The sequence below is a fragment of the Paenibacillus popilliae ATCC 14706 genome, from assembly GCF_000315235.1.
Classification (GTDB): Bacteria; Bacillota; Bacilli; order Paenibacillales; family Paenibacillaceae; genus Paenibacillus_B; species Paenibacillus_B popilliae.
The window spans coordinates 48,277-58,763 of the sequence record NZ_BALG01000018.1; the positions used below are offsets into that span (position 1 = coordinate 48,277).

The following is a 10,487-nucleotide window of genomic DNA, read 5'->3' on the forward strand; positions in this document are numbered from 1 at the left end:
AGAGGATGAATATCCAATTTATCCTCTAAAGTCAAGGAGACGGAGCGTTAGTGGACAACCAGGTCGGAAACATTGATCGCGTGATTAAGAACGCCATCAAAGTAATGGAAGAAAGCAAATATCAAATATTTGAAATATTGGATTCCTCCCGCAATGAGGCAGTCACGATGAGCCACGAGCTTCAGGACGTGTTGAATCAGACGTCGGAAATTTGCGATAAAGTGGACGATCTGGAACGGAAATATCGTTTGGCTCGTTTGCGTTTGACAGAGGTAAGCCGTGACTTTGTTCGCTTCACGGAAGAGGATATTAAGCTAGCCTATGAGAAAGCAACGCAGCTGCAACTGGAATTGATGATATACCGTGAGAAGGAAGGCTACCTGAAGACCCGCAGGGACGAGCTGCAAGATCGAATGCGCGCCGTGGAAGGATCGATTGAACGTGCGGAGACGATTGGTTCCCAGATGAGCGTGGCACTGGAATATTTATCCGGAGATCTGGGGCAAGTGACCCGTATTCTGGAATCGGCGAAGAATCGCCAGCTTCTCGGCCTTAAGATTATTCTGGCCCAGGAAGAGGAGCGCAAGCGAATCGCCCGGGAGATTCATGATGGTCCTGCTCAGTCGCTCGCTAACCTTGTACTAAGGACGGAGATTGTAGAAAGAATGATAACGAAGCAGGATTTTCAGTCGGTGAAGCTTGAAATCGTAGATTTACGATCGCAAGTGCGATTCGGTCTGGAGGAAATCCGGAAGATTATATACAATTTGCGACCGATGGCCCTCGATGATTTGGGCCTGGTACCGACATTGCGGAAGTTCATTCATGATTATGAGGAGAAGAACCGGATTCGAACCTCCTTCGAGATTCGGGGTCATGAGTGTCGGTTGAAGTCGGCGATGGAGGCGGCTATTTACAGGCTGGTACAGGAGGCGTTCACCAATGCAGCGAAGCATGGGCACCCGACGAACGTTACCTGTGAATTGACCTATGAGCCAGAGGAGGTACGGGTTGTCGTCAGGGATAACGGATTCGGCTTCAAGCTGGATTCCCTGGAGGTCAAGTCGAAGGAACATATGCATTTCGGGCTGCTCGGGATGAAGGAGCGTGTCGAGCTGCTTGAAGGCCACATGGAGATATACACCGCTGAGAACCGCGGCACGCGAATCGTAGTACAAATTCCGACAAATGTGGAGAAGAGAGAGGAGTAAATCTATGGAGCACCGGACACAGGAAAAGCCTTACATCAAAGTACTCCTTGCTGACGATCATCAACTTTTTCGCGAAGGGTTGAAGCGGATTTTGAACATGGAGGATGATCTGGAAGTCATCGGGGAATGCGGCGACGGGATTCAGGTTGTGGAATTCTGCAACAAGGAAGTGCCGGACGTCGTCCTGATGGACATCAATATGCCGGTGGAGAACGGCGTTATCGCAACGGAGCGTCTTCGCGATATTTTCCCGGATGTCAAGGTCATCATTCTATCCATTCATGACGACGAGAGCTATGTATTCGAGACGCTGCGCAAGGGCGCATCCGGTTACCTGCTCAAGGATATGGAAGCCGAGTCGCTGATCAACGCGATCCGTTCGGTTGTCAGCGGCTATGCGTTCATTCATCCGAAGGTGACGGGCAAGCTGATTCAACAACTGCGGCGAATGACGATTTTGGATGGGCATGGCGTCGTGAGCAACCCATCCCCTCATGATTCGGGCGTGCGATTCGTGGCGGCGGAAGACAACCCGTTGACTCGTCGTGAGGCGGAAGTGCTCCGTCTGATGGCTGAAGGCAAGAGCAACAAGATGATTGGGGAATACTTGTTCATCAGCGAGAAGACAGTCAAAAATCATGTCAGCAGCATTCTGCAAAAGATGGAGGTTGACGATCGCACGCAAGCGGTCATTAACTCCATTAGAAACGGCTGGGTTACTTTATAATCGTTATGGCAGCCCATAGAGAGGACGCATTTCCAGGCGAAGCTTCTCGGCACAGAGGCCGATAAGGCTTGCCGGGCGCTGGAAGTGTGTCCTTTTTGCATGTCGGTACAAATTCGCGATTCATGTCCGTCACCCTGCCATCCCCTTCGGCATACAGTGTTACCAAGGGAGGTGGCCGCATGATCGCGATGCTATGTTGGATTATCGGGTGTTATGGGACAGCGGTGGCGGCCGTTCATCTCGCTCATGGGTGGCAGAAGCTAGTGCGGGGCTCTCGTCCTGCGCCGTGGATGCATGTTGTCATCGTAAGCGAGAATGATGAACGCCACATCGAATGGATGGTACGGGCTTTTGGTCTCTATACTTGGCTAAGAGGACGTCAGATGCATATGACAGTGCTGGACTGCGGTTCAACGGATGCAACGCTGGCAATCGCAGAGCGAGCGGTCCGGGGAGTGGGAGTAAGCTGGAATGCGGGTGTCGTATCGGCTGAGGAAGTGGAGCGGGTGTTGGATGAGCTAGAGTCGAACCAGCCAGTCGAAGCAGCTTTTGTCGTTGTCAACATGAATCGGGCGGAGGATCTGCGCAAGGTCCCTTTTATGTCTGGAAGCGCTGTCTAAGCAAGTTGTATACGAAGCAGGGACCCATTCCGGGTTGCGTTACGTTAAAATAAGGCCATATTGAGAAGGATGCTTCTGTGAGCCTGTTGCTGCAGGCCTACGTACATGGGAGGCATCCTTTTTCTGTTCCAGGAAAGTGGCAAGACAGCGGTATTCGGATAGAAGGAAATATATTTTAGAAGCGGTTCCTTGCAGTTTGCCGCTATTACAAGTATAATAGCTAGAATATATGACTAAATATCCGAATTAGTTCTATGGTTCTGGAGGCGAGGAAGCAACGATGAATATACTGAAAATTTACATAACAGACCTTCGCAACATTATGAAAAATCCGGCTGCAATCATTGTCATTCTAGCGGTAATCATTCTGCCTTCCTTATATGCCTGGTTCAATATTCTTCCGTCCTGGGATCCGTACGCCAATACGAAGGATGTCGCCGTGGCCGTTGTGAATTTGGATAAGGGTTCCGAAGTCCGGGATCAACGCATCAATGTGGGCGAGAAGGTCATCGAATCGTTGAAGGAGAACGATAAATTAGGGTGGCGGTTTGTGGATAAAGCGGATGCGATGGAAGGTGTCAACCACGGGGACTATTATGCGGCCATCGTCATTCCAGAAGACTTCTCCGAGAAGTTAACCTCTGTCATTTCAAGTCACCCTGAGAAGGCAGAATTAGATTATTTTATCAATCAGAAGGTAAATGCAATCGCACCGAAGGTGACATCGGCCGGGGCGACGGGGGTAACGTCAAATATCCACAGCAATTTCGTTAAAGAGGCAAACGGCGCCATCTTTGAAATTTTCCATGAGATTGGCGTGGAACTGGAGGGGAACAAGCCTTCTATTTTGAAAGTGAAGGACAATCTTTTTACATTGGAAGAGAATATGCCTGAAATTGAAACGATGATTCAGAAAGGCCAAGTCGATTTCATTAAGGCGGACGACATGATAAAAAAAGCGGAAACCGCCCTATCTTTCATCAAGGAATTGCAAAAAGGGAAAAAAGATGCTGTTGCTTCCGATGTCGAAAGGCTCCTGGATAAGGGAGATGAAACCTTTGAGAAGACGATCCCGGTCGTCAAAAAGGACCTGCAGGCCCTGCAAAACACGATGTTCGAAATGTCGGCCATGACGGATGCGATTCAATCCAATCTAGATCTTCGCGTCGTGGCACAGGAGCTGCGCAAAATAAGCGATGAAGTGAATTCGGGGATAGGGTCTTTGCAACAGCTTATTACTAGAATCGAGAGCGTCAACCATTCGCTCACCGCTGGCGGGGTCATGAATGATATGATTTCCTCGCTCAAGGATATGAAAAACAAATTGGAAGATTTGCAGAGCCTATTGGAGAAAGCTCGCCGGATGGTTGCCGACAATAAAGAGCTTGCCGTGGATAAGCTGAAGGAAATTCAACGAACGGCAATGAAAATAAATGAATTGATTGAACAGTTCCGAACGGATCTGGACCATCGCATCGTTCCTGCGCTGACGAAGGCACTGGATGAGGTGGAGCAGGCCGGCAAGCGATACCGGGAGCAATTAACCCGTGTCCAAGACTTGATCCAAAAAGCGAAGGACCAGCTTGCGCAGACAGGAAGCAGCGCCCTTGCTGACAAATGGAAAGAAATTGCGGCCAAGTTATCCGAAGCGGCAAGCCAACTCGAAAGCAGCTCGGCTTCACTCGATAAATGGATGGAGAAAATAGAAGAGGTCTCCCAATTAACAGGTGCGGATTATCAACGGATCACGGACATGTTGAATCACATGAAATCGAACGCGAGCAGCTTGCAAGAGCTGCTGGATAACATCAATACAGAAATTGCAGACAACAATATGCCGGAGATTGTGAGCAATCTTATAGGGAAATTACTAGATAAAGCGGAGGTCATGGCCGGGCAGTTGGCGAGCAGCTACGATAATGTCATTGCTCCCGGCTTTACGTCGAACCGCAGCCATATCGAGAAGCTGATTGCCGAGGTGCAGGAAAAATCAGGAAAGTTGCAGGATGCCACTATTTCCGTCGTGAAGTTGACGGATAAATTATTGGCCACGGACTTTAATAAAATAGAAGAGCTGCTTCGAAATGCGGCTGCACGCGTGCAGGATGGCCAAAATGCGATCAGCAAGGTCATCGCTGCTGCGGAAAAAATGAAAAGATCGGTAGATGACGGCGCGATGGAGGACGTTATTGCGAAACTTCGGAACCTAGAGAGCCGAATGAGAGATCTCTCGAATGCGTTCATTCGTGCCAGCGATTTTGTAGGCGATGCGAATAAGCCGGTGAAGGATACGCTGAATCAGATCAGCTCCGGGACGAAGGATGCGGCTTCTTTCCTTGATGATGCGATTGAGACGATGGATAAGGATGTCGTTCCTGCTTTCCGCCGTTCGATGGAAAAATCGAGGGAAGGACTAGAGTTCGTTAGAAAAATGGAAAACGAATTGTTCGCGGCGATTCCGAAAATTGAATCGGCCTTGGCCGAAGTGAAGGACAAAGTTCGCTTGGGCGAGACGGAATTAGACAAAGTGAACGGAGCGTTCCCGGAACTTAGCAGGAAGGTACAGGATATTGCCGCTCAAATTCGTTCTTTTGAAGAAACAGGCGATTTGGATGAAATCATCAAGCTGCTGACAGGGGATGTGGAGCAAGAAAGTGATTTCTTCGCGGAACCTGTGCTACTGAATGAGCATGAACTGTTCCCGATCCCTAACTACGGTTCGGCGATGTCGCCGTTCTTCACCACGTTGGCGCTGTGGGTCGGCGGACTGCTCCTGATTTCGATGCTGATTGTCGATATTGAAAATAAGCATGAGGTCAAGAGCTATGAAGCTTATTTTGGCCGGCTGCTTACCTTTGTCACCTTAGGAGTCAGCCAGGCGACAATTGTCACCCTAGGCGATATATTCCTTTTGAAAACCTATGTTGTTCATAAATTTTGGTTTGTTCTGTTTGGGATATACATCAGTATAATATTCGTTACGATTGTCTACACGCTTGTGTCCGTCTTCGGGAATGTCGGGAAGGCATTATCCATCGTGCTGCTCGTCTTCCAACTGGCGAGCTCCGGCGGGACATTTCCTATTCAAATGACACCGGCCTTCTTCCAGAAGCTGCATCCGTTTTTGCCGTTCACCCATGCCATCGCAATGATGAGGGAAGCGGTCGGGGGAATCCTGTGGCCTGTCGTAATGAAGCAGATGTTCATCCTGCTTATCTATATCGGGATTGCGTTCGCGCTGGGCGTTGGCTTGAAGAAGACGATTAACAAGTCAAGCGATAAATTTTTGCAAAAGGCGAAGAAGAGCAAGCTGCTGTAACAGTTTTCAAATTAGGGTTGTCAATTGTCGCCGCTTCGTATACAATTTAGGTAAATCTTTCAATGTAGACGTTGAGCATGAAGCACATGCCATCCCGTGAACGGGTGGGGTGTGCTTTTTTGCTGTCTGTTGATTGCCGGCCGCGGCAGGGCTTCAACAAGATGACGGCGCCGCGGAATAAGGAAGGAGAGGGAACGGATGCAAGTGAGAGTTTACGCCGTAAGAACGGAGAGCGGATGGCATACGGGGATGACGTTGGACTGGCGCGTAGATGCAGGCTACTGGCTGGCGAAGGACGGAGGGAAGCGAAGAGGGAGGAAGCTGGTCGTGCTCCAGCCTGCGGTACCGATATTTATCGGGTTGGCGATGCTGGAGGACTTCACCGAGTGCGAGGAGATGGATCAGTGGGGGAAGCGGGGCTGGACGAAATATTACCGCGATGCGCTGCATAGCTATCGTGAATTGGTGCACCTGTTCACCGATTCCGATCGTCATGGGGAGGAGGAATGGTTCACGGTGATGATATTGGAAGGGCCGGATACGGAGCCGAATTATGCGCAGGCGGTGAGGGAACGTCGGCACGAAGCGTATCGGGTGGCGGAGAGCGCGGCTGTGTATCGCAATGAAGAGTGGCGTACGCCTGCCCTCGACCGGCTGTCTGAAGCGGGAGGCGCGCTACGCGCGTCGTTGCAAGCGGATGCCTGGAAGTTGGCTGAAGCGCTGCAGGGCAGGCTCGTCTCGGACGAAGAGCTTGTATCGCTGATGGAGGATAAGGGCTGGCACGGATGGATTCTACTCAGGCATACATTTATTCAACTGGGGTGCCTCCATGGCTGGCTGGAGGTGCGTGCGGGCATTATGCCGGTGGAGGAAGAGGGCAGGCACTGGGTCCGCAAGGCGATGTCTCGTTGGCGAACAGCCTCCGTCGCCGTATACCGGTGCAACCGCTGTGGCAGTACGGAGGATATGACGGTGTCTGCCTGCGCTTCCTGCGGCAGTACGGAATGCCGGACTTGCATGTACTGTCTGAATCTGGGACGCATTCGATCCTGCTCACTGCTCGTAGCAGGATCTTCCTACCGTCCGCCGGCGGCCGTGTCCTGGAGGGCGGCCCGAGAAGAAGAGCTCGGATTGCGTCTCGCGAAATGGGGACTGGCTCCGGCACAGGAGGCTGCCAGTACCGATGCGCTGCGGTATATCGCTTCGATGCGGTGGGACATGGATGGCGGGCGTGATCATGATTCGGGACAAGCCGTGACGGGTTCCTTTCTGCTCTGGGCCGTGACCGGGGCGGGGAAGACGGAGATGGTTTTACCCCTAGCGATATAAACCTTGATGTAATAAGGGTTAAAGGGTATATTAACATACCGTGACCATATTTTGACCATATTTAGATGTTGTTGATGAGTTTCTCGAACTTATCGACAGCATCCTTTTTTAATTGCTTTGTAACGTGCAGGTAAACATTGCGGGTGATCTTCTCGTCTTTTTGGCCTAGTCTTTCCATAATTTCAGTCAGTCCAACTCCGGCCTCTGCAAGAAGAGAAGTATGGGTGTGTCTTAGCGAATGCGGGGTAAGTGATATGTTCATACCGGATATTTTCAGCAATCTTTTCAAACGCATATCAATAACTTTCGGCTTTTCAGGGTACCCATAGAACTTGGTTAGTTTTGCAAAGATGAAGTCGCCATCGTAGTATTCCTGTCGGTATTCCATCTTCACTTTATTTTGAAGGGCCTTTAGTTTTTTCATTTCCTCAACAACCATGTCGTTTACTAGTATCACTCTCTTTGAGGTTGTTGTTTTCGGGGTATTCAATGTATATTTAACAGTGTTGTTTGTCTTATTCCAGTAAGTCTTCGTTATGCTAATACTCTTTTCCTCGAAATTGACGTCTTTCCACTTTAAGGCACATAATTCCCCCACACGCATGCCCGTATAAGCCAAGGTTAGGAAAGCTGCATAGTCTTTATCCATCCCGTGCTGTTTAGCAGTCTGGAGAAAATTTACCAATTCGCTCTTCTCAAAATACTTTGGAAGCTCCTCTTCATTTTCAAGTTCATCCACGGTTTTAGTAAAGGCCGGGATTGTTGCCCCTTCAGTGGGGTTAACTTTGATTATATCTAATTCGTGGACCTTTCCAAAAAGCATCTTGGCAGTGGCGTGGGTGCTAATGATCGTCTCTTTTGAATAACCACTCTCCTTCAAAGAAATTAAGTAGTTTTGATACATTTCCTTGGTTACATCTTTTAACATAATGTGTTGAAAAGACTTCAGCAATCTTCGAATGCAGACTTCTCTCGATTGAACTGTAGAGACTTTAACATTCTTGATGCTGCTATAAATCTTGAGCCACTTAGGAGCGAATTCCGAGAACGTAGTATCCTTTTCGCTAACAAATGTTCCTTTGGCTATCTCTAGCTCCACTGTGGCGGCATCAAGCTGCGCCTCCTTTTTAGATTTAAATCCTCTCTTGGTTGTCTGTTTCTTCTTACCGGTTAGGGGATCAACTGCTCCATAATACTTGTACATCCACTTGTAACCGTCTTTGGTTTTATATTTCTGGAAGCTTGCCATTTTAGCCCTCCTTTGGAACATATGTTCTATTTATGTGTAAAAAATGGCCCCATCAAACTAAAAGGGGGAAGTTTTGATCAACCAATAAACAGAATGACTATGCGTTATTAGCCAATAATTTTGATAATTCATAATGGACTGATTTATTATATCCAAAGGTAAATACCACTCTGAAAATTGCGGATTGTTCTGGTCGCTTTAGTTTTGAGTGATATCTGTAATCATCAATAAACGTAAGGCTTTGCTCTTTGGTTAAATCGATCTTTTTGCACAAATAGTTAACTAGTCTCCATTGGAGGCATTCATAAGAGATTCTTGTTGTTTTAGCAATTCTATAATAATTATATCTGTAGCTTAACATGAGGCTTAATACATCCTCTGGGAGTAGCAACTCTGCTGCAAAAGCATTAGCTTGTTGCTCGAAAACTAAAATGCTATTGTCCAGCATGTCTTTAGCTTCATCTACAAATTGAGATTGTTTGTTTCTATGGAGGAAATAATGCCCCAATTCATGAGCGATTGTGAAATATTGTTTTTCTGTTGAATGATTTGAGTTATAAACTATTGTTTTTTCGTACTCATCTAAAACCAACATCCCACAGAAGGACTCTTTTTGAAATGGGAATGCATCTAACTGAATATTATTTTCTGTTATCAATAAAGCGATAGTAAAATCCGATCTGCATTTCAGGATATTGTAGTTCTTGCTGAGATAATACATTTTAAATAATCTACGGGCCTCGTTTATTGATTCTTCTATTTCTCTGTTCAGATCATCCATAAGATTGCGCTCCCATTATTATCTCTTTTTAAGTATGCGTTCTTTTCTCATTTTGAAATATTCTTCCATATCCTCCGCAAGGACTTCTTTTTCTTCTTCAGTTAAATCCGTACCGGTTGATCTCAACCAAGCACTTATACTTTGAGGGGTTTCAGTCTTAATTTCAGCCGTAGGATCGTCCGTTAAACCTAACAAGTAATCGCTAGAGACGCTGAAAAAGTTGGCTAAAACCGAGATCATTTCTGTACTAGGATCTCTGCGCCCTGTCTCCCACATCGCAACTATGCTAGTTGAAACGTTAATTGATTCCGCGAGTTTGAATTGGGTTAGATTTCGACTTCTCCTCAACTCGGCTATTCTAGCCCCTAAATTAGTATTCAAAGTAATTCACCTCCCCAAAATAATTAAAATCACAAACAGTGAAAAAAACATATTGACTAATCACAAATGGTGAAGTATGATTGCATTACAATCACCAATAGTGAAGAGAAAGGAGGGGCGTCTCCATGAATGAAGCATTAGTTGTTGCCAGAAAGAAAGCTGGACTAACTATTTCAGAAGCTGCAAAAAAGATAGGTTTATCCCATGGTATGCTCGCTATGCTAGAGACACAGAAGCGCAAAGGAAGCGACGAAACCAAGATAAAGGTATCCAACTTCTATAAGCAAAGTATAGAAGAACTTTTCTATACCCATTAAATCACATATAGTGATTATTTGCAATATCATTTTATTTTATTCATCACGTTTTGTAAAAAATACACGACAAGGAGGGAGACGACTTGGAACCTTCATCAGTATTCACCGTCATTGTTGACCGAGAATATGTTCAGCGACTTACTAAAGAAGAGGTCAAACGATTGGTTGAAGAAACTGGCGCGGGAACCTGGTGGGATCTAAAGCGTCTTGAGGCTGAAACATGCCGAAAGCGTGATTGGCTGATCGAGAACATTCTGCTTAGCCCGCGATTCAGGGAAGAGATGAAGCTAATCTCAAATGGCTGCGACAATGGTCGCTGGATGTTCAGGGCTGCAGGAATGAAGGCATTCTTGGACAAGCATTTTCAGGAGCTTAACGGCAAGCCTATGCGGGCTGGTGTTGGGTGAGCGCCTAAATAAATTCGATGGGAGGACTGTAAAAATGATGCAGTTGCCAGAGCTACAGAGCACGACCGCCGTAGAAAAGGTAATTGGCTTCTGTCCGCCGTGCGGCAGGGCTATTGTTTTCGGTCAGGAGGCATGGGAAGTCGGTT

General features: G+C 47.3%; 10 protein-coding genes. 7 read left to right on the forward strand and 3 right to left on the reverse strand.

Annotated features, from left to right (window positions below):
- The first annotated feature begins 50 nt into the window (after positions 1–50).
- The 5 genes from PPOP_RS01610 (at position 51) to PPOP_RS01630 (ending at position 7,206) form a co-directional block, all read left to right on the forward strand.
- A complete protein-coding gene (locus tag PPOP_RS01610; protein WP_006284270.1) occupies positions 51–1,211 on the forward strand; it encodes a sensor histidine kinase in 1,161 nt (386 codons plus the stop codon).
- Positions 1,212–1,215: 4 nt separating this feature from the next.
- Positions 1,216–1,938 carry a response regulator gene (locus tag PPOP_RS01615; protein WP_006284271.1) on the forward strand — a complete coding sequence of 241 codons (723 nt, stop codon included), beginning with the start codon at positions 1,216–1,218 and terminating at the stop codon, positions 1,936–1,938.
- Between the two features lie 179 nt (positions 1,939–2,117).
- A complete protein-coding gene (locus PPOP_RS01620; RefSeq protein WP_006284272.1) occupies positions 2,118–2,558 on the forward strand; it encodes a hypothetical protein in 441 nt (146 codons plus the stop codon).
- Between the two features lie 280 nt (positions 2,559–2,838).
- The gene (locus tag PPOP_RS01625) at positions 2,839–5,877 is read left to right on the forward strand and encodes a YhgE/Pip domain-containing protein (RefSeq protein ID WP_006284273.1); all 3,039 of its coding nucleotides are present in this window, start codon (positions 2,839–2,841) and stop codon (positions 5,875–5,877) included.
- A gap of 198 nt (positions 5,878–6,075) precedes the next feature.
- The gene (locus PPOP_RS01630) at positions 6,076–7,206 is read left to right on the forward strand and encodes a hypothetical protein (protein ID WP_006284274.1); all 1,131 of its coding nucleotides are present in this window, start codon (positions 6,076–6,078) and stop codon (positions 7,204–7,206) included.
- A gap of 61 nt (positions 7,207–7,267) precedes the next feature.
- On the opposite strand, the gene PPOP_RS01635 is transcribed toward PPOP_RS01630, so the two are convergent.
- The 3 genes from PPOP_RS01635 to PPOP_RS01645 all read right to left on the reverse strand — a co-directional run bounded on the left by PPOP_RS01635 (position 7,268) and on the right by PPOP_RS01645 (position 9,617).
- The gene (locus tag PPOP_RS01635) at positions 7,268–8,455 is read right to left on the reverse strand and encodes a site-specific integrase (RefSeq protein ID WP_006284275.1); all 1,188 of its coding nucleotides are present in this window, start codon (positions 8,453–8,455) and stop codon (positions 7,268–7,270) included.
- A 97-nt stretch (positions 8,456–8,552) separates the two neighbouring features.
- A complete protein-coding gene (locus tag PPOP_RS01640) occupies positions 8,553–9,236 on the reverse strand; it encodes an ImmA/IrrE family metallo-endopeptidase (protein WP_006284276.1) in 684 nt (227 codons plus the stop codon).
- A gap of 18 nt (positions 9,237–9,254) precedes the next feature.
- Positions 9,255–9,617, reverse strand: a complete 363-nt coding sequence (locus tag PPOP_RS01645) for a helix-turn-helix domain-containing protein (RefSeq protein WP_006284277.1) — start codon at positions 9,615–9,617, stop codon at positions 9,255–9,257.
- Between the two features lie 125 nt (positions 9,618–9,742).
- Between PPOP_RS01645 and PPOP_RS01650 the strand changes: the two genes are divergently transcribed.
- Complete coding sequence (locus PPOP_RS01650) at positions 9,743–9,934, forward strand: helix-turn-helix transcriptional regulator (protein WP_006284278.1); 192 nt, start codon at positions 9,743–9,745, stop codon at positions 9,932–9,934.
- A gap of 83 nt (positions 9,935–10,017) precedes the next feature.
- Positions 10,018–10,341 carry a DUF771 domain-containing protein gene (locus PPOP_RS01655; protein WP_006284279.1) on the forward strand — a complete coding sequence of 108 codons (324 nt, stop codon included), beginning with the start codon at positions 10,018–10,020 and terminating at the stop codon, positions 10,339–10,341.
- Positions 10,342–10,487: the final 146 nt, after the last annotated feature.

Coding starts and splice junctions, on each gene's coding strand:
- PPOP_RS01615 (WP_006284271.1), top strand. CDS start 1,216: ATGGAGCACCGGACACAGGAAAAGCCTTACATCAAAGTACTCCTTGCT.
- PPOP_RS01620 (WP_006284272.1), top strand. CDS start 2,118: ATGATCGCGATGCTATGTTGGATTATCGGGTGTTATGGGACAGCGGTG.
- PPOP_RS01625 (WP_006284273.1), top strand. CDS start 2,839: ATGAATATACTGAAAATTTACATAACAGACCTTCGCAACATTATGAAA.
- PPOP_RS01630 (WP_006284274.1), top strand. CDS start 6,076: ATGCAAGTGAGAGTTTACGCCGTAAGAACGGAGAGCGGATGGCATACG.
- PPOP_RS01635 (WP_006284275.1), bottom strand. CDS start 8,455: ATGGCAAGCTTCCAGAAATATAAAACCAAAGACGGTTACAAGTGGATG.
- PPOP_RS01640 (WP_006284276.1), bottom strand. CDS start 9,236: ATGGATGATCTGAACAGAGAAATAGAAGAATCAATAAACGAGGCCCGT.
- PPOP_RS01650 (WP_006284278.1), top strand. CDS start 9,743: ATGAATGAAGCATTAGTTGTTGCCAGAAAGAAAGCTGGACTAACTATT.